16 protein-coding genes are annotated in these 18,769 nt (G+C 73.1%); 10 read left to right on the top strand and 6 right to left on the bottom strand.

Annotated elements, in window-relative coordinates; all coding sequences use genetic code 11:
* Position 1 precedes the first annotated feature (1 nt).
* Both ACWD1Z_RS07095 and ACWD1Z_RS07090 read left to right on the top strand, forming a co-directional pair.
* The gene (locus ACWD1Z_RS07095) at positions 2 to 1,396 is read left to right on the top strand and encodes a DNA-3-methyladenine glycosylase 2 family protein (protein WP_451116349.1); all 1,395 of its coding nucleotides are present in this window, start codon (positions 2 to 4) and stop codon (positions 1,394 to 1,396) included.
* A complete protein-coding gene (locus ACWD1Z_RS07090) occupies positions 1,396 to 1,974 on the top strand; it encodes a methylated-DNA--[protein]-cysteine S-methyltransferase (RefSeq protein WP_451116244.1) in 579 nt (192 codons plus the stop codon). Before ACWD1Z_RS07095 ends, ACWD1Z_RS07090 begins: the two co-directional genes overlap by 1 nt.
* Here ACWD1Z_RS07090 and ACWD1Z_RS07085 read toward each other — a convergent pair.
* On the bottom strand, positions 1,922 to 2,404 hold the full coding sequence (locus ACWD1Z_RS07085) for a DUF456 domain-containing protein (protein WP_451116243.1): 483 nt from the start codon (positions 2,402 to 2,404) through the stop codon (positions 1,922 to 1,924). The genes ACWD1Z_RS07090 and ACWD1Z_RS07085 overlap by 53 nt on opposite strands.
* 155 nt (positions 2,405 to 2,559) lie before the next feature.
* Here ACWD1Z_RS07085 and ACWD1Z_RS07080 point away from each other — a divergent pair, with 155 nt between their 5' ends.
* Together ACWD1Z_RS07080 and ACWD1Z_RS07075 are read left to right on the top strand one after the other, a co-directional pair.
* Complete coding sequence (locus tag ACWD1Z_RS07080; protein WP_451116242.1) at positions 2,560 to 3,765, top strand: protein phosphatase 2C domain-containing protein; 1,206 nt, start codon at positions 2,560 to 2,562, stop codon at positions 3,763 to 3,765.
* A gap of 71 nt (positions 3,766 to 3,836) precedes the next feature.
* Complete coding sequence (locus ACWD1Z_RS07075; protein WP_451116240.1) at positions 3,837 to 5,579, top strand: pyruvate dehydrogenase; 1,743 nt, start codon at positions 3,837 to 3,839, stop codon at positions 5,577 to 5,579.
* On the opposite strand, the gene ACWD1Z_RS07070 is transcribed toward ACWD1Z_RS07075, so the two are convergent.
* Positions 5,576 to 7,033 (bottom strand): helix-turn-helix domain-containing protein, encoded by a 1,458-nt coding sequence (locus tag ACWD1Z_RS07070; RefSeq protein WP_451116238.1) that lies wholly within the window; start codon positions 7,031 to 7,033, stop codon positions 5,576 to 5,578. The two genes, ACWD1Z_RS07075 and ACWD1Z_RS07070, sit on opposite strands and share 4 nt — an antisense overlap.
* A 190-nt stretch (positions 7,034 to 7,223) precedes the next feature.
* Here ACWD1Z_RS07070 and ACWD1Z_RS07065 point away from each other — a divergent pair, with 190 nt between their 5' ends.
* Both ACWD1Z_RS07065 and ACWD1Z_RS07060 read left to right on the top strand, forming a co-directional pair.
* A complete protein-coding gene (locus ACWD1Z_RS07065) occupies positions 7,224 to 7,841 on the top strand; it encodes a hypothetical protein (protein ID WP_451116237.1) in 618 nt (205 codons plus the stop codon).
* Between the two features lie 313 nt (positions 7,842 to 8,154).
* A complete protein-coding gene (locus ACWD1Z_RS07060) occupies positions 8,155 to 8,538 on the top strand; it encodes an ATP-binding protein (RefSeq protein ID WP_451116347.1) in 384 nt (127 codons plus the stop codon).
* Between the two features lie 80 nt (positions 8,539 to 8,618).
* On the opposite strand, the gene ACWD1Z_RS07055 is transcribed toward ACWD1Z_RS07060, so the two are convergent.
* Positions 8,619 to 9,671 (bottom strand): DUF2637 domain-containing protein, encoded by a 1,053-nt coding sequence (locus ACWD1Z_RS07055; protein ID WP_451116235.1) that lies wholly within the window; start codon positions 9,669 to 9,671, stop codon positions 8,619 to 8,621.
* A gap of 301 nt (positions 9,672 to 9,972) precedes the next feature.
* Positions 9,973 to 10,821, bottom strand: a complete 849-nt coding sequence (locus ACWD1Z_RS07050) for a (2Fe-2S)-binding protein (protein WP_451116233.1) — start codon at positions 10,819 to 10,821, stop codon at positions 9,973 to 9,975.
* Between the two features lie 155 nt (positions 10,822 to 10,976).
* Here ACWD1Z_RS07050 and ACWD1Z_RS07045 point away from each other — a divergent pair, with 155 nt between their 5' ends.
* Positions 10,977 to 11,768, top strand: coding sequence for a GntR family transcriptional regulator (locus ACWD1Z_RS07045; protein WP_451116231.1), 792 nt, complete (start codon positions 10,977 to 10,979; stop codon positions 11,766 to 11,768).
* Positions 11,769 to 11,819: 51 nt separating this feature from the next.
* Here the strand turns inward: ACWD1Z_RS07045 and ACWD1Z_RS07040 are convergent, their stop codons facing one another.
* A complete protein-coding gene (locus ACWD1Z_RS07040; RefSeq protein WP_451116230.1) occupies positions 11,820 to 12,593 on the bottom strand; it encodes a hypothetical protein in 774 nt (257 codons plus the stop codon).
* A 156-nt stretch (positions 12,594 to 12,749) separates the two neighbouring features.
* Positions 12,750 to 14,423, bottom strand: a complete 1,674-nt coding sequence (locus tag ACWD1Z_RS07035; RefSeq protein ID WP_451116228.1) for a PucR family transcriptional regulator — start codon at positions 14,421 to 14,423, stop codon at positions 12,750 to 12,752.
* A gap of 387 nt (positions 14,424 to 14,810) precedes the next feature.
* Between ACWD1Z_RS07035 and ACWD1Z_RS07030 the strand changes: the two genes are divergently transcribed.
* The 3 genes from ACWD1Z_RS07030 to ACWD1Z_RS07020 are packed head-to-tail and all read left to right on the top strand — an operon-like array spanning position 14,811 to position 18,684.
* The gene (locus ACWD1Z_RS07030) at positions 14,811 to 15,701 is read left to right on the top strand and encodes an FAD binding domain-containing protein (RefSeq protein WP_451116227.1); all 891 of its coding nucleotides are present in this window, start codon (positions 14,811 to 14,813) and stop codon (positions 15,699 to 15,701) included.
* A complete protein-coding gene (locus ACWD1Z_RS07025) occupies positions 15,701 to 16,285 on the top strand; it encodes a (2Fe-2S)-binding protein (RefSeq protein ID WP_451116225.1) in 585 nt (194 codons plus the stop codon). The genes ACWD1Z_RS07030 and ACWD1Z_RS07025 overlap by 1 nt, the downstream gene beginning before the upstream one ends.
* Before the next feature lie 2 nt (positions 16,286 to 16,287).
* Positions 16,288 to 18,684, top strand: a complete 2,397-nt coding sequence (locus ACWD1Z_RS07020) for a xanthine dehydrogenase family protein molybdopterin-binding subunit (RefSeq protein ID WP_451116224.1) — start codon at positions 16,288 to 16,290, stop codon at positions 18,682 to 18,684.
* The last annotated feature ends 85 nt before the right edge of the window (positions 18,685 to 18,769 follow it).

Raw genomic sequence — 18,769 nt, 5'->3', positions numbered from 1 at the left:
GATGGACGAAGACACCAGGTACGAGGCCGTGCGCAGCCGGGACGCCCGGTTCGACGGGGAGTTCTTCTTCGCCGTCGAGACCACCGGCATCTACTGCCGGCCCAGCTGCCCCGCCGTCACCCCCAAGCGCCGCAACGTCCGCTTCTTCGCGACCGCCGCCGCCGCGCAGGGCTCGGGTTTCCGGGCCTGCCGGCGGTGCCGGCCGGACGCCGCGCCCGGCTCGGCCGAGTGGAACGTCCGCGCGGACGTCGTCGGCCGGGCCATGCGGCTGATCGGCGACGGCGTCGTCGACCGGGAGGGCGTCGCCGGGCTCGCCGGCCGGCTCGGCTACAGCCCCCGGCAGGTGCAGCGCCAGCTGACCGGCGAACTCGGCGCGGGCCCGGTCGCGCTGGCCCGCGCCCAGCGGGCGCACACCGCGCCCGTCCTGTGCCAGACCACCGACCTGCCGATCACCGAGATCGCCTTCGCCGCCGGATTCGCCAGCGTGCGGCAGTTCAACGACACCATGCGGGCGGTCTACGCCCGGACCCCGAGCGCCCTGCGCGCCGCGGCCGCCCGGTCCGCCCGGCGCGGCGGCACCCCGACCGCCGGAATCCCGCTCCGGCTCGCCCACCGCGGCCCCTACCGGTCCGGCGCCGTCTTCGACCTGCTCCAGGCCGAGGCCGTGCCCGGCGTGGAGGAGGTGAGCGGCGCCCCCGGCCGGCGCACCTACCGCCGCACCCTGCGGCTGCCGCACGGCACGGGCATCGTCGCCGTCGACGAGCGGCCCGGCGGCGGCGCGGCCGGCACCGGGACCCACCCCGGCGGCTGGCTCGACGCCCGGCTCCACCTCACCGACCCCCGCGACCTGACCACCGCCGTCCAGCGACTGCGCCGCCTGTTCGACCTCGACGCCGACCCCTACGCCGTCGACGCCCGGCTCGGCGCCGACGCCCGGCTCGCCCCGCTGGTCGCCGCCCGCCCGGGCCTGCGCTCGCCCGGCGCCGCCGACCCCGAGGAACTCGCCGTACGGGCGCTGGTGGGGCCCGCCGCCGCCGAGCGGCTGGTGCGCGCGTACGGCAAGGCGCTGGACGCGCCCTGCGGGAGCCTCACCCACCTCTTCCCGGAACCGGCCGTCCTCGCCGGCGCCGAGCCGCACGGCCCCCTGGGCGCGCTCACGGCCGCCCTCGCCGACGGCGCCGTACGCCTGGACGCGGGCGCCGACCGGGACGACGCCGAGCGGGCGCTGCTCGCCCTGCCCGGCCTCGATGCCCGTACCGTCGCCGTGGTGCGCACCCGCGCCCTCGGTGACCCGGACGTCGCGCCGCCCGGCGCCGACGTCCCCGACAGCTGGCGCCCCTGGCGCTCGTACGCCTGGCAACACCTGCGCGCAGCAGGGGAGTTGGAGCAAGCCTGATGACCACCTTGTGGACGAACCTGGACAGCCCCGTGGGCCCCCTCCTGGTCACCGCGGACTCCGTGAGCGGTGCTCTCACCTCACTGTCCGTGCCCGGCCAGAAGGGCGGCCGGAGCGTCCAGGAGGGCTGGCGGCACGAGCCGGACGCCTTCGGGGACGCCCAGGAACAGCTCGCCGCCTACTTCGCGGGGGAGCTGAAGGAGTTCCGGCTGCCGCTGCGCGCCGAGGGCACCGCGTTCCGCGCCAGGGTGTGGGAGGCCCTGGACACCGTGCCCTACGGCGGGACCACCACGTACGGCGAGATCGCCGCGCGGATCGGTGCTCCCCGGGCGGCCGTCCGGGCCGTCGGCGGCGCGATCGGCGCCAACCCCCTGCTGATCCTCCGTCCCTGCCACCGGGTGATCGGCGCCAACGGCACCCTGACCGGCTACGCGGGCGGCCTGGACCGCAAGACGGCACTGCTGACCCTGGAGGGGGCGCTCGCGGTGGCAAGCACCACCGCACCGGAGCCTCGGCGCGCTGAGTTCACCCCCGGATCACCACGCCCAGCCACGCCCCCGCGATCAGCAGACAGGTGAACAGCTCCGCCAGCACGCTGGAGCCGCCCGACCGCATCGCCGTGCGCAGAGCCGCCCGGGCCTCCGCGTGCCGGCCGAGGCGTCGGCGTTCCTCCAGGTAGATCCCGGCCATGAAGCCGGGGATCGCGCCGACCACGGGGATCAGGAAGAACCCGAGCAACGCGCCCGCCCCGGCCCACACGCCCATCCGGCGGGTGGCGCCGCTCGCCCGCAGCCGCCGGGGCGGCAGGGCCCAGCGCACCACCTGGGACAGGAACAGGGCGACGGTCGTCCCGACCAGCAGCCACCACGCCATCGGCCGCGGGTCCTGCAGCGCCCACCACATGATCGCGGCCCAGACCAGCCACGACCCCGGTACGCCGGGCGCCAGCACTCCGCACAGGCCGAGCAGGATGACCATGCCGACCAGCAGGGTGTCCGCCACTCCCATCTGACCAGAGTGCAGGAGCCCGGGCGGACCCGCAGGTCAGCGCTTGCGGAGCGGTCGCCGCCCGGGCGGGCGGAGGTCGCACCCGCGTTCTGTGCTTCACCCGATTTTCGGGATGCCCCGTTTTCATCCGGCCCCGGCGGTGGACAATTAGGGGCATGAGCCAGCAGGGGGGAAGGCCCACCGGTCGGGACGACGACTGGTGGATGGAGCTGTACGACGACAGGACCGAGGACACGGGTCCCGCGGCCGCCCCGGATTCCCTGGACGACCGGTTCGCCTCGGCGTCGACCACGGTGAACAAGCAACGGACCCCCTACGAACCGCCGCAGCCACCGCCACCGCCACCGCCGGCGACCGCGACGGTGACGGCGACGGTGACGGCCGACCCGGCCCCTCCGGCCGTCGCGTACGTGGGCTCCGGCCCGCCCACCTACGAGCCCGAACCCACCGCCCTCCCGCCCGCGGACCCCGACGACCTGGACGACCTGGTCGCCGACACCGTCCTCGACGGCGCCCAGTACGGCGCCTGCACCCTGCGCGCCGCCTCCGTCCGCGGCGACTCCGCCCGCTACCGGGGCGAGCCCCGCCGCGACTCCCTCCTCACCGCCCGCTTCGGCACCGGCGACACCGCGCTCGTCCTGGTCGCCATGGCCACCGGCGCCCGGGCCACCCCCGGCGCCCACCGCGCCGCCGCCGAGGCCTGCCACTGGATCGGCAGGGCCGTCGGCCGCAGCCACGCCCGCCTCGCCGAGGACATCCGCGCCGCCCGCCGCGGCGACCTGAAGTCCGGGCTGCACCGGCTGACCGCCCGCAGCCTCGGCAAGCTCCGCGCCGGCGCCGCCGAACTGGGCGTGGACCCGGAGGAGTACGCCGCCACCCTGCGCTGCCTGCTGCTCCCCGCCGACCCCGAGTGCCGTACCCGCGTCTTCTTCGGCGTCGGCGCGGGAGGGCTGTTCCGGCTGCGGGACGGCGAGTGGCAGGACATCGAGCCGCGGGTCACGGACGTCGTGGGCGAGCCCGTGGTGGGCTTCGGCTCGCCGCCGTCCGAGACCCCCGAGGGCGACCGGCTCACCATGGACCTGGGCATCCCCAAGCCCCCGAGCCCGTACGAGCCCGCCCCGGAACCACCCCGCGAGCCGTTCCGCTTCCGGGCCTCGGTCGCCCGTCCGGGCGACACGCTCCTGATGTGCACCGGCGGCCTCGCCGAGCCCCTGCGCGGCGAGGCGGACCTCGCCCGCCATCTGACCGACCGGTGGTCCGCCCCCACCCCGCCGGGGCTCGCCGCGTTCCTCGCCGACACCCAGGTCCGCGTCAAGGGCTACGCCGACGACCGTACGGCCGCCGCCGTCTGGGAGAACTGACCGAGCGAACCGCGCGCCCCTGTGCCTCCAATGGAACCCGGAGCAGGCGATTCGAAGGGGTACGCGCAGCCATGGCCAAGCAGAACGTCGCGGAGCAGTTCGTCGACATCCTCGTCCGCGCCGGGGTCGAGCGCCTGTACGGCGTGGTCGGCGACAGCCTCAACCCCGTCGTGGACGCCGTACGCCGCAACTCCGGCATCGACTGGGTGCATGTACGGCACGAGGAGACCGCCGCCTTCGCCGCCGGCGCGGAGGCCCAGATCACCGGGAAGCTGACCGCCTGCGCGGGCTCCTGCGGCCCCGGCAACCTGCACCTGATCAACGGCCTCTACGACGCCCACCGCTCCATGGCCCCCGTCCTCGCCCTCGCCTCGCACATCCCCTCCAGCGAGATCGGCCTCGGCTACTTCCAGGAGACCCACCCGGACCGGCTGTTCCGCGAATGCAGCCACTACAGCGAGATGATCTCCAGCCCGCAGCAGATGCCCCGGCTGCTCCAGACCGCCATCCAGCACGCGGTCGGCCGCTCCGGCGTCAGCGTGGTCTCCCTGCCCGGCGACATCGCCGACCGGCCCGCCCCCGACAAGCCCGTCGAGACGGCCCTGGTCACCACCCGGCCCACGGTCCGCCCCGGCGACGAGGAGATCGACAAGCTGGTCCGGCTGATCGACGCGGCCGACAAGGTCACCCTGTTCTGCGGCAGCGGCACGGCGGGCGCGCACGCGGAGGTCATGGAGTTCGCCGAGAAGATCAAGTCCCCAGTGGGGCACGCGCTGCGGGGCAAGGAGTGGATCCAGTACGACAATCCCTTCGACGTCGGCATGAGCGGACTCCTCGGCTACGGCGCCGCCTACGAGGCCACCCACGAGTGCGATCTGCTGATCCTGCTCGGCACCGACTTCCCGTACAACGCCTTCCTGCCCGACGACGTCAAGATCGCCCAGGTCGACGTCCGGCCCGAACACCTCGGCCGCCGCAGCAAGTTGGACCTCGCGGTGTGGGGCGACGTGCGCGAGACCCTGCGCTGCCTGATCCCGCGGGTGCGGACCAAGAAGAACCGGCGCTTCCTCGACAAGATGCTCAAGAAGCACGCCGACGCGCTGGAGGGGGTCGTCAAGGCGTACACCCGGAAGGTGGACAAGCACGTCCCGATCCACCCGGAGTACGTGGCCGCGGTGCTGGACGAGATCGCCGCCGACGACGCGGTGTTCACGGTCGACACCGGCATGTGCAACGTCTGGGCCGCCCGCTACCTCACCCCGAACGGCCGCCGGCGGGTCATCGGCTCCTTCTCCCACGGCTCGATGGCGAACGCGCTGCCCATGGCGATCGGCGCCCAGTTCACCGACCGCCGCCGCCAGGTGGTGTCGGTGTCCGGCGACGGCGGATTCTCCATGCTGATGGGCGACTTCCTCACGCTGGTCCAGTACGACCTGCCGGTGAAGGTGGTCCTGTTCAACAACTCCTCGCTCGGCATGGTCGAGTTGGAGATGCTGGTCGCCGGGCTCCCGTCGTACGGGACCACGAACACGAACCCCGACTTCGCGGCCGTCGCCCAGGCGTGCGGCGCCTACGGCGTACGCGTGGAGAAGCCCAAGCAGCTCGCGGGCGCCCTCAAGGACGCCTTCCGGCACAAGGGCCCGGCCCTCGTCGACGTCGTCACCGACCCCAACGCCCTGTCCATCCCGCCGAAGATCAAAGCCGACATGGTCACCGGCTTCGCCCTGTCCGCCTCCAAGATCGTCCTGGACGGCGGAGTGGGCCGCATGCTCCAGATGGCCCGCTCCAACCTCCGCAACGTGCCCCGGCCCTAGGACACGTACGGCCCCCACTCGCGCGCCGAGGTGTCGTACGCGTACCGGGGCAGGCCCTTGATGCCCGTCGTGCGCAGCGGGGTGCCGCGGTCGTCGATGCGGATGGTGCCGGTGCGGCCCTGGGAGGACCAGTCGAGTTCCAGGTACCAGCGGCAGTCGCAGCCCTCGGTGCGGGCGGTGACGAGCAGGACCTCGGGGTCCTCGGCGGAGACCCGGTAGGGCAGGCGCATCGCCGGGATCGTGGTACCCGCGTCATTGCCGTCGACCGGGCGGGCGATCGGCCGGTCCTGGTCCAGGTCGACGTCGAAGTAACGCGGGGTCACCGCCCCGCCGCAGCCCTGGTCCATGGCGTAGGCGTTGCCCTCGACGGGCGCCGCGCGGCCGGTCACCCGGACCCGCAGGGCCTCCAGGATCACCGCCGTGGACGTCCGTCCCTGCACCGAGATCCGCACCATGGTCTCCCGCCCGTGCACCGCGCCCTGCGCCCCGGCCCACACCCTGGCGTCCTGCGGGGCGGGCGGCGGCGGCACCCGCGCGGGCGGCTCGCCGATGACGTAGTCGTGCCCGCACCCCTCCGACCAGACGTGCGAGTCCGCGGTCCAGGTGAGCGGCACACCCTCCTTCGGCTCGCCCTGCGCGGAGGGTGCGCCGCTGCTCTTCTCGGCGGCGGGCCGCGAGGGCTTCGCCGTCGCGGATGCGGAGGGGGAGGCGCTGGTGACCGAGGGGCTCGGGGACCCGGGGGACGGGCTCTTCGGCGTCGTGGCGGGTGCGGTCGTACGGGGCTTGCCCGCGCCCTGGGGCCGGTCGCTCACGGTGGAGTCCGGGCCGGTGTCCAGCGTGGAGAGGGTGCCCAGGGTGACGAGGAGCACCGAGACCACGGCCGCGGCGACCGCGCTCCGCCGACGGCGGTACCAGGGACGGCCCGGCGGGGCGGGCACCGGTGCCGGAGTCGCGTCGTTGGGTGCCGGGGTGGAAGTCGTGTCGTCGGGCGCCGGGTCGGAACTCGCGTTCATCGGCGCTGGGGCGGACCTTGGGTCCTCGGGCGCCGGGTCGGGTGCCGCGTGCTCGGGTGTCGCTTCCGGAGTCGGGTCCTCGGGCGCCGGGGCGGGCATCGCGTGCTCGGCCGGCTCCTCCGCCGGAGTCTGCGGTGCCGCCGTGCCCCGGGGTCGCTGCCGGGCCGCCACCGCGAGCAGCCAGCGCCGGTGCAGCTCCATCCGCTCCTCCGCCGACGCCCCGCACAGTGCGGCGAAGCGCTCCACCGGGGCGAAGTCCTGGGGGACCGCGTCACCGGCGCAGTAGCGGTGCAGCGTGGAGGTGTTCATGCCCAGCCGGCGGGCCAGCGAGCCGTAACTGCGATCGGTCCGCTCCTTGAACCGCCGCAGCAGTGCGGCGAACTCCTCGACGTCGTCCTGTGCCGACACCCTTCCCCCGTGTTCTCCCGCCCGGGACGGCATCCCAGGCACCCCATGTACCTGCACGTCAGACGGCCTGGGATGGTTCCACCCCGGGGAAAGCCGCGTCCCCTGTTGCGTCCGGGTCCTGTGACCGCTGATGCTCGAGGTGTCGCACCGACGACGGCCGGACCGACCAGCCGGCGGCGCGGTGACGACGACCCGCACCCATACTCACCCACGGGGGACACTCATGCCCAAGCGCACCCGAGCAGGCGCGATCACCGTACTCGCCGTCGCCGGCCTCACCGTCGGCGCGGCCCTCACCGTACCGGCGGGAGCCGCGTCGAAGACGCCGAGCGCGCCCCGCTTCCTGTCCGCCTCCCAGCTCCCGCCGCACCCCTCCGCGACCTGGACCGCCGGCAAGGTCACCGACGGAGTCCCGGACGAGATGCGGTTCTGCCTGGAGGAGGCGCTGCTCGCCTACGACTCCCGGTACCGCCCGTTCCACACCGACCTGGACACCAGCGCCCGGCAGCTGACGATCGTCGTCGGCACCGCAGCCAAGGCCAAGGCGCTGGCGAGCAGCCTGAACAAGGAGTTCAAGACCTGCGCCGAACGGATCGAGGCCGACCCGGAGATCGAGGCCACGTACAAGTCCTACGGTTCGCTGCCGGTCGAGGAGGGCGCCCGCGTGCACGGTCTGCACACCGAGACCACCTGGGGCGCCACCGACATCCGGCTGCTCTCCGTCGGCCGGGACGGCCGGACCGTCACCGTCGTGGACTGGTCGCAGCTGGGCGACTTCTCGGACGCTCCGGTGTCCGCCTTCAAGAAGACCACCACCAAGGCGGTCAACAAGCTGTACTGACCGCGGTGGCGCCGGGGGGAACCGGGCCGCCCTCTCGCCACGGGGGTCGGGAGGGCGGCCCACGCACCCCGTACCGCCGCTCGCGTGCCGCCCCCTTTGTGGCCGAACGCCTGGTCGTTGACGATTCGACATGACTGCCCCGTGCCCGACGGGGCATGGATCCCGTGAACGTGTTCGAGCAGGAGGGAACCACATCGGCACGCGGGCGGGGGTCATGAAGAGGCAGGTACGAGGGGGCGGTCCCGTAGCGATCGGGGCCTTCCCGACGGACACGGCTCAGGACAAGGGCGACGGCGGCGGGGAACCGGCACCGATGTGCCGGCTCAGCCGCAGACTCGGGCGCGCCGATCTCAGGGCGGTGCCCGAGACGCGCAGGGAACTTCGCGAGCTGCTGCGGCACTGGGGCAGGCCGGGACGATCGGAGATAGCGGAGCTGCTGACCAGCGAACTCGTCACCAACGCACTCGTCCACACCGACCATGACGCGGTCCTGACCGCCACCCTGGGTCCGAGTGGACTGCGGGTGGAGGTACGGGACTTCGTGGCGCACCGGCCCAGGGTGTGCGTACCGGACGCCGACGACGGTACGCACGGCAGGGGCCTGGCGCTGGTGGAGTCCCTCGCGGACGCGTGGGGCGTACGACCGCACGGCGTGGGCAAGGCGGTGTGGTTCGAGCTCGACGCGGAGGCCGCCTGAACGGCGGCCCGCACAACGACGGGAGGGGGTACGACCTGACGCCGTACCCCCTCCCGTGGCTCGTCCGAGAAGAGCGGTTTTCAGCCGAACTGCTGCTCCAGATCCTTGAGCTTGCGCTCCAGGGAGTCCAGCCGCGGCAGGGCCATGGTGTCGTCCTCCGCGGTGAGGTCGACGGTCACCGGCTCAGAACCGGTGCGGGCGGGCTGAAGTGAGGGACGCGAGCGTACGGGCAGCTGCTCCGGCGACGATATGGCAGGCTCCGCGGTGACCCGGTCGGAGCCGCCGCGCTCCACGGCCTGGACCTCCACCTCCACCTGGCGTCCGCCGCCCCGGCCGACGAACCCGCGGTGGCCGCGGCTGATGGCCTTGAGCTGGGCACGCTCCACGCGCTGCGCCTCGCGGCGCCGCCTGCGCTGCTCGTCCTTCTTCAGCTTGTCCTCGCGCACCTCCTCGACCGCCTCGTCCAGGCTGCGCACACCCTCCAGGAGCATCAGGGACCAGGCCTTGTAGGTCTCCCGGGGCGCCCGCAGCCAGCGGACCATGCGGATCTGCGGCAGCGGCCTCGGCACCAGGCCCTGCTCGCGCAGGGCGGCCCGGCGGGTCTGCTTCAGCGCCCGGTCGAAGAGCACCGCCGCGGACAGGGACATGCCCGCGAAGAAGTGCGGGGCGCCGTCGTGGCCGACTCCCCGGGGCGCGTGCACCCAGTTGAACCAGGCCGCGGCGAACGCGAACGTCCATACGAGTATGCGGGAGCCGAGAGCCGCGTCACCGTGGCTCGCCTCGCGCACCGCCAGCACGGAGCAGAACATCGCGGCTCCGTCCAGGCCGAACGGGACCAGGTACTGCCAGCCGTCGGTGAGGCCGAGGTTCTCCTCGCCGAATCCGACCAGGCCGTGGAAGGAGAGCGCCGCGGCCACCGCGGCACAGCAGAACAGGAGCACATAGGAGACGGTGCCGTATATGGCCTCCTTGCGCCTGCGGCGCTCTTCGCTGCGCTCCCACGAGTCGTCGGCACTCGTGTCCTTCCCCGAGGAGCGCTTTCCGCGCGTGAGCACCGCCATCGCCGCCAGCGTGCCCAGGAGCAGTACGGCGCCCGGAAGCAACCAGTTCAGCGATATGTCGGTCAGTCTCATCTGGGGTCCCTTGCATTGGGATAGGGCGTAACGCCCGCCATAGTGGCCCAATCCCACCGGCCCTCAGGGGGTTTCGGGGCAAGAGGCCGCCAAGGAAGTGCAAGGGGATGCCCAGGGCGGCGTTCTGCTCGAACTGCCGCGTGAGGGGCGGGAGTTGAGTTCGAATAAGACTACCCGTACGGGTGGTTCCACGGAAAGTTCCTGCGACGAGTGAGGAAGTTGTGAAACGCCTGAAACCCAGCGGGTGGTCCGCGGGGCTGATCTTACGGGAGCCGGCGGGGTGCTCGTGCCCCGCGCCGGGTCAACTCGCCGTCGCCAGCAGCTTGCTGACGCGCTCGGTGTCGCAGGTGCGCGGGCAGGTGGCGCAGGCGTCCTCGGGGCGCAGGGTGTAGAACATGCAGCAGCTCACCCGGTCCCGGGTGGGCAGCGGCTTCCCGTCCGGCCCGGTCAGCACGCGGAAGGCGGCGGAACCGGCGTACGGCTTGGTCGAGCCCGGCAGCAGCAGCTCCAGCTCCCGCATGGCGCGCTCCTCCTCGCCGAGGAGCTGTCCGACGTACCACAGGCTCTCGACGATCTCGTCGGTCGCCATGCCCCACAGGGCGCGGCCGCGGCGGCGCATGCGCGGGCCGAAGCCGGCGAGGACGGGTTCGAGGTGCTCGGCCACGGCGGTGCGGACCTCGGCGCGCAGGGCCTCCTCGTGGGGGACCACCCGGGCACCCGGGAGGCCGGCCGCCGGGTCGCCGGGCAGACAGGCGAAGCCGGCGGTCGGACGGACCGCCATCCGGCCGATGGGGAAGTCGGGGGTGGTGCGGTCGTAGGAGACATGCGTCACGGGCAGGCGGGGGACGCGGCGGTGCAGGAACCAGGGGACGGTGATCAGCAGGCAGGCGGGCCAGGCGTAGCGGTGCAGTCCGAAGCTGGCGGTGACGTCGGGGCGGGCCCGCTGCGCGTAGTCGCGCCAGACCTGCTCGTCGTCCCAGGCCAGGAACGTGTCGAGGGGGGCGCCCCCGGCGGCCAGCTCGGCGGCGGTGACCCAGCCGGAGCCGGTCGGGGTGGGGTCCGCGGGGTCCAGCTCGGTCACCAGGAGTGACGGGAGGACTTCGGTGAGCCGCGTGTACGCGTCCGTGGTGGCCGAACGGGGCACAGGCATCCGGGACTCCCGATTCAGTGCGGTTTTCAGGTAAGCCTTACCTTACCCAAGATCGCTTGGATTTGAACTGGCGGCCGGTGCGCTTATGGTGCTTGACGGATGAGTAACAACCCGCCGTAATGGCCCCAAGACCGACACGTCCGCAGGAGGAGCCCGTGAACCAGGGTGCGCAGGGCTCCGCCGAGGCGCGGGCCGCGGGGACGCCGGGGATCGCGCGGGCCCGGGGCGAGGCCCGGGTGCCCGCCCAGCCCGGCGCCGCGCAGGTGGCCCGGGTCCGGGGCGAACACACCCACAGCGAGCCTTCGATGCCGCGCCCTCGGGCGGTCGTGCAGCGTTCCTCGGTGCGCGGGCAGATCCTCGACGCGCTGCGCCGGGCGCTGCTGGCGGGGGAGTTGACGCCGGGACAGGTGTACTCGGCGCCCGCGCTGGGCGAGCGGTTCGGTGTCTCCGCCACCCCGGTCCGTGAGGCGATGCAGCAACTGGCCCTGGAAGGGGCCGTGGAGGTCGTGCCCAACCGGGGCTTCCGGGTAGTCGAGCGCGGCGCCCGGGAGCTGGCGGAGCTGGCCGAGGTGCGTGCCCTGATCGAGGTCCCGGTGCTGCTCCGGCTGGCCCGCACGGTCCCGCCCGAACGCTGGGCCGGTCTGCGCCCGCTGGCGGAGGCGACGGTACGGGCCGCCTCCGGCGGCTGCCGGGCGACGTACGCCGAATCGGACCGCGCCTTCCACGCGGCGGTGCTGTCCCTGTCCGGGAATGAGCAACTGGTCCACATCGCCGGGGAGTTGCACCGCCGCGCCCAGTGGCCCCTGGTCGGCCCCCAGCCCGGCCGCGGCCGCGTCGACCTGATCACCGACGCGGCCGAACACACGGCCCTGCTGGACGCGCTGATCGCCCGCGACCTCGACACGGTACGAACCCTGACAGCCGAACACTTCACGGCGACTTCCTAGCCCCCGGCCGCGACCGGCGTTGAATCGCCCGGGTCCTGGCAGCCCTCGGTGTCAGGCCGTTGCTGCGTCTGTCGTTGGTGGGGTTTGGGTCAAGTGGCGGGCCAGCCAGGTGGGTACGCCGCCCAGGAGGCGGAACAGGCGGCGGGCCTCCTCGCGGAGGCGGGAGGCTTCCGGTTCGGGTTCGGTGTCCGCCAGTGAGGCCAGCGCCGGGGCCGTGCCCACCAGGTAGCCCAACTCCTCGCGGATGCGCAGGGACTCGGCGAAACCGTGCCGCGCCTCCGCCAACTCGCCCTCGCGCAGGGCGAGTCCGGCCAGATGACGCCAGGTGAACGACAGCAGCAGCGGATCCGGGTGGGCCGTCGCCGCCGCGTGCGCCCGGCGGTAGGCCGCCCGCGCCGCCTGCGGCGAGTGCGCCAGGTTCTCCGCCAGCAGACCCCGCCGGAAGTCCAGCAGCGCCCGGCCCGGCGCCCCCGGCGGGATCAGCGCCGCCGCCCGCCCCAGCGCCGCCCGCGCCTCGTCCGCCCGGTCCCGGACCGTGTGCAGCGTGGCCGCGTAGGCAAGGTGCCCGCGTTCACAAGCGGCCGCCCCCCGCTCCTCGTCGCTGTGCGCCGCGGCCTCCGCCGTACGCAGCGCGTCCTCCGCGTCCTCCCAGCCCTGCTCGGTGTACAGACACCGCTCCACCAGCAGCGACGCCCGTTGCAGCGCGGCCGCCGGGGACTCGGGCCGCAGCAGGGCTGCCGCGTCGGCCCAGCAGGCCCGCGAGCGCAAGCGCCATACCGCGGTCTGGAGTGGATCGTCACCGGCGGTCGTTCCGTTACCAGACATGGCGGAATGCGCCACGTTGCCCTCCCCGAGCACGCCCTTGAGCTTTGAGTGGTGGCCGCATTTCAGCATCTGCGGCCCACGCAGGCCAAGAGGGTAGGTGAAGGATTTCACAAAGTCGTGGGACCGCGACCCCACCAGGGGTATGCCCGCGTCCCCTCAGCTCATCCGCAGCGCCAGGAAGAAATCGAGCTTGTCCTCGAGCCGGGACAGGTCCCGGCTCGTCAACTGCTCGATTCTCCCCACCCGGTAGCGCAGTGTGTTGACGTGGAGGTGCAGCCGGGTCGCGCACCGCGTCCAGGAGCCGTCGCAGTCCAGGAACGCCTCCAGCGTCGGGATCAGCTCGGCGCGGTGCCGGCGGTCGTAGTCCCGCAGTGGATCCAGCAGGCGCGCGGTGAAGGCGCGCCGGACGTCGTCCGGGACGAACGGCAGCAGCAGCACGTGCGAGGCCAGTTCCTGATGCCCCGCCGCGCACACCCGCCCCGGCCGCGCGGCCGCGACCCGGCGGGCGTGCCGCGCCTCCTCCAGCGCCCCGCGCAGCCCCTCGGCGGAGTGCACCGCCGCGCTGACGCCGAGCGTGACCCGGCCGTCGTCGTCGAGGCCCGCCGAGAGCGGGTCGCGGACCGACTCCAGGAGCGCGTCGGCGAGCAGGCCCGTCTCGGAGCCGTCGTGCTCGGAGGAGACGGCGGGCAGCGGGACCAGCGCGATCGCCTCGTCGCCGGTGTGCGCCACCGCGATGCGGTCGGAGGGCTCCGGGCCGGTGGTCAGCGGGTCGACCAGGATCTCCTCCAGCAGCGACTGGGCCACCGGACCGCCGTCCACCTCACCGCCCTCCCACTCCACCCGGGCCACCACGATCTGCCAGTGCGGGGCCGCGCCCAGCCCGGGCAGCAGGACCGGTGCGGCCACCCTCAGCCGGGCCGCGATCTCGGCGGGCGCGGCGCCCGTCTGGACCAGCTCCAGGACCTCCTGCGCCAGCCGGCGGCGCACCGTGCGGGCCGCGTCCCGGCGGTCCCGCTCGACGGCGATCAGCTGGGTGACCCCCTGGAGCAGGTCCAGCCGCTCCTCGGGCCAGTCCCCGGCGTCCGCCTCCACGGCCAGCAGCCAGTCCGACAGCACCGTCTCGCGCACGTCCCGCGAGGCCTGCGGGGAGCGGCCGGTGCTGCGCACCGGGAACAGCGAGTACGGCGTGGAGTCCAGCATGATCCGGTGCGGGCCGCGCCGTCCGGTGCGGGCGGCGGCCAGGTGCTCGGCGGCGAGCTTGGCGCACAGGTCGGCGGGGAGGGCCGGGCCGCCCACCTTCGACCCGGCGATCAGCCGCCCGGTGGGGGACAGCACCCAGGCGCGCAGGTCCAGATCCGAGCCCAGCAGGTCCAGGACGACGTCCGGGCCGCCGCCCGCGGGCCCCGAGGTCATCATGCGCCGGTGCCGGTCCACGACCGCCGCGAGGTCCCCGGCCCGCTCCCCGGAGACCTGCCGTACGACATGCTCGGTGATCGTCGCGAAGGCCACCGACTCGTGCACGCCGAACAGCGGCAGTCGGTGCCGGGCGCAGGCCGTCACCAGGTCCTCGGGCACATCGCCCAGCTCGGCCTCCCCGGCCGCGAGGGCGGCCACCCCGGCCTGCGCGAGGATCCGCACGAACGGCTCCGAGTCGTCGGCGTCCCGGCGCCAGGCCAGGCCGGTGAGGACCAGTTCACCGCCCGACAGGTAGCGGCTGGGGTCCCGCAGGTCCGTGGTCATCACGCCACGGACGGTGCGGTCGAGCTCCTCTTCGCCGCCGAGCAGCCTGAGGCCCAGCGCGTCGGTGTCCAGCAGTGCGCGCAGCCGCATTCTCGTCGCCGCCGTTCCTTGTCTCGAAATCTACGATGGATCTGGGTGGAGGGGTGAGGTCTCGGGCCCGTCCGGCGGGCCGGTGGGTGACACACGCCGGGTCAGGGGTCACGATTCGGCTGTGTCCCAGGTCACGTGGTGTGCGCCTCACGTTTCCAGAGGAAAACCAGGAGGTTGCTGATGACCTCCGTTCATACGAATCTACAAGATGACCACCCTGGCCAGCCAACTCCTTCATGGTTTCCGTGACTGACCCCGTGGGAGGACGGGGCGGTGTACTGACACCACTCCGCGTTAACAGCACGTGAACGAGCCGCGCCCGCCGCACACGGATTGGCTCAATCTGTACGACTTCCAAGAGCACTGAGACGAAGAAGAGAGCCGGTCATGGACTTCCTTCGCCCCGCCAGCTGGGAGGAGGCGCTCGCCGCGAAGGCAGAGCACCCCACCGCTGTGCCGATTGCGGGTGGCACCGATGTGATGGTCGAGATCAACTTCGACCACCGCCGGCCCGAGTACCTCCTCGACCTCACCCGCGTCGGCGACCTCTACGAATGGGAGGTCGGCGAGGAGAGCGTACGGCTCGGCGCCTCCGTCCCGTACACGAGGATCATGGAGAACCTCCGCGCCGAACTGCCGGGTCTCGCCCTCGCCTCGCACACGGTCGCCTCCCCGCAGATCCGCAACCGCGGCGGCGTCGGCGGCAACCTCGGCACCGCCTCCCCGGCCGGCGACGCCCACCCCGCGCTCCTCGCGGCGGGCGCCGAGGTCGAGGTCGAGTCGGTTCGCGGAAGCCGACGGATCCCGATCGACGCGTTCTACACCGGCGTGAAGCGCAACGCGCTCGCGCCCGACGAGCTGATCCGCGCGGTGCACATCCAGAAGGCGGACGGGCCCCAGCAGTACTCCAAGGTGGGCACGCGCAACGCCATGGTCATCGCGGTGTGCGCCTTCGGGCTCGCGCTGCACCCGCGGACGCGGACCGTCCGGACCGGCATCGGCTCGGCCGCGCCCACGCCGGTGCGGGCCAAGGCCGCCGAGGAGTTCCTGAACGCCGCGCTGGAAGAGGGCGGCTTCTGGGACAACGGCAAGATCATCACCCCGTCGGTCGCCAAGCAGTTCGCGGACCTGTGCGCCGCCGCCTGCAACCCGATCGACGACGTCCGGGGCACGGCGAGCTACCGCCGCCACGCGGTCGGCATCATGGCCCGCCGCACGCTGACCTGGACCTGGGAGTCCTACCGCGGCACCGCCGCCCGCACGGAGGGAGTCGCCTGATGCGTGTCAACTTCACTGTCAACGGACGTCCGCAGGAAGCCGACGACGTGTGGGAGGGCGAGTCCCTGCTCTACGTCCTGCGCGAGCGGCTGGGCCTGCCCGGTTCCAAGAACGCCTGTGAGCAGGGCGAGTGCGGCTCCTGCACGGTCCGCCTGGACGGCCTCCCGGTGTGTGCGTGTCTGGTCGCCGCCGGTCAGGTCGAGGGCCGGGAGGTCGTGACCGTCGAGGGGCTCGCGGACTTCGCCAAGCAGCGCGCCGAGCACGGCGGCTGCGCCACCGGCGCCTGTGGCACCTCGGTCGACGAGGCCAAGGGCTGGCAGGCCAAGGGCCAGGACTCGCACACCGGCGAGGGCACCGAACTCTCCCCCATCCAGCAGGCGTTCATCGACGCCGGCGCCGTCCAGTGCGGCTTCTGCACCCCGGGTCTGCTGGTCGCGGCCGACGAGATGCTGGAGCGCAACCCGAACCCGAGCGACGCGGACATCCGTGAGGCGCTCTCGGGCAACCTGTGCCGCTGCACGGGCTACGAGAAGATCATGGACGCGGTCCGCCTCGCGGCCGCCCGGCAGGGAGAGGCGGTCTGACGATGCCCAGCAACGGCGCTCCCCTTGGTGCTCCCACCAAGGTCACCCAGGGCTCCCCGACCAAGGGCGGCATCGGCGAGTCCACGCTCCGCCCGGACGGCACCCTCAAGGTCACCGGCGAGTTCGCGTACTCGTCCGACATGTGGCACGAGGACATGCTCTGGGGCCAGATCCTGCGCTCCACGGTCGCCCACGCCGAGATCGTGTCCATCGACACGAGCCAGGCCCTCGCCATGCCGGGCGTGTACGCCGTCATGACCTACGACGACCTGCCGACCGACGTGAAGAACTACGGCCTGGAGATCCAGGACACCCCGGTCCTCGCCCACGGCAAGGTGCGTCACCACGGCGAGCCGGTGGCGATCGTCGCCGCCGACCACCCGGAGACCGCGCGCCGCGCCGCCGCGAAGATCCACGTCGAGTACCGCGACCTGCCGGTCATCACCGACGAGGCCTCCGCGACCGCGCCGGACGCGATCCTGGTCCACGAGGGCCGCGACGACCACCACAGCGGCCATGTCCCGCACCCGAACATCGTGCACCGCCAGCCGATCGTCCGCGGCAACGCCGACGAGGCCGCGAAGCGGGCCGACGTCATCGTCCGGGGCGAGTACACCTTCGGCATGCAGGACCAGGCCTTCCTCGGCCCCGAGTCCGGCCTCGCGGTGCCGGAGGAGGACGGCGGCGTCCACCTCTACATCGCCACCCAGTGGCTCCACTCCGACCTGCGCCAGATCGCGCCCGTCCTCGGCCTGCCCGAGGAGAGGGTGCGGATGACGCTGGCCGGCGTCGGCGGCGCGTTCGGCGGCCGCGAGGACCTGTCGATGCAGATCCACGCCTGCCTGCTGGCGCTGCGCACCGGCAAGCCCGTCAAGATCGTCTACAACCGCTTCGAGTCCTTCTTCGGGCACGTCCACCGCCACCCGGCGAAACTCACCTACGAGCACGGCGCCACCAAGGACGGCAAGCTCACGCACATGAAGTGCCGGATCGTGCTGGACGGCGGCGCCTACGCGTCGGCCTCCCCGGCGGTCGTCGGCAACGCCTCCTCCCTGTCCGTCGGCCCGTACGTGATCGAGGACGTGGACATCGAGGCCGTCGCCCTCTACACCAACAACCCGCCCTGCGGCGCCATGCGCGGCTTCGGCGCGGTCCAGGCGTGCTTCGCCTACGAGGCGCAGATGGACAAGCTGGCGGCGAAGCTCGGCATGGACCCGGTGGAGTTCCGGCAGCTCAACGCCATGGAGCAGGGCACGCTCATGCCCACCGGACAGCCGGTCGACTCACCCGCCCCGGTGGCCGAACTGCTGCGCCGCGTCAAGGCGATGCCCATGCCGCCGGAGCGCCAGTGGGAGTCCAGCGAGGGCGCGGACGTACGGCAGCTGCCGGGCGGCCTGTCCAACACCACGCACGGCGAAGGCGTCGTCCGCGGTGTCGGCTACGCGGTCGGCATCAAGAACGTCGGCTTCTCCGAGGGCTTCGACGACTACTCCACCGCCAAGGTGCGCATGGAGGTCGTGGGCGGCGAGCCGGTCGCGACCGTGCACACCGCGATGGCGGAGGTCGGCCAGGGCGGCGTCACCGTCCACGCGCAGATCGCCCGCACCGAGCTGGGCGTCACCCAGGTCACCATCCACCCCGCCGACACCCAGGTGGGCAGCGCCGGTTCGACCTCCGCGTCGCGTCAGACGTACGTCACCGGCGGCGCCGTGAAGAACTCCTGCGAGCTCGTCCGGGAGAAGGTCCTGGAGATCGGGCGCCGCAAGTTCGGCTCCTACCACCCCGCCTGGGCCACCGCCGAGCTGCTGCTGGAGGGCGGCAAGGTCGTCACCGACGGCGGGGAGGTCCTCGCCGACCTGGCGGACGTCCTCGAAGGGGAGTCCGTCGAGGTGGAGGCCGAGTGGCGGCACCGTCCGACCGAGCCCTTCGACCTGCGCACCGGCCAGGGCAACGGCCACGTCCAGTACTCCTTCGCCGCGCACCGCGCGGTCGTCGAGGTGGACACCGAGCTGGGCCTGGTCAAGGTGATCGAGCTGGCCTGTGCCCAGGACGTCGGCAAGGCCCTCAACCCGCTGTCCGTCCTCGGCCAGATCCAGGGCGGCACCCTGCAGGGCATGGGCATCGCGGTGATGGAGGAGATCGTCGTCGATCCCGTCACCGCGAAGGTCAGGAACCCGTCCTTCACGGACTACCTGCTCCCCACGATCCTCGACACGCCGATCATCCCGGTCGATGTGCTCGAACTCGCCGACGACCACGCCCCGTACGGGCTGCGCGGCATCGGCGAGGCCCCCACCCTGTCGTCCACGCCGGCCGTGCTCGCGGCCATCCGCGCGGCGACCGGGCTGGAGCTCAACCGCACGCCGGTCCGTCCGGAGCACCTCACCGGTACGGCGTAGGCACACACCGCAAGTCTCTCCGGGCGGCGCCGGGAACGTCACACTTCGCCGCGCCGCCCGGAGTACCCAGATCGTTCGTCTCGGG

This window comes from Streptomyces sp. NPDC002784 (genome assembly GCF_053592135.1).
The sequence above is the reverse complement of the archived record's forward strand: the minus strand, read 5'-3'. Positions and strand labels throughout refer to the sequence as shown.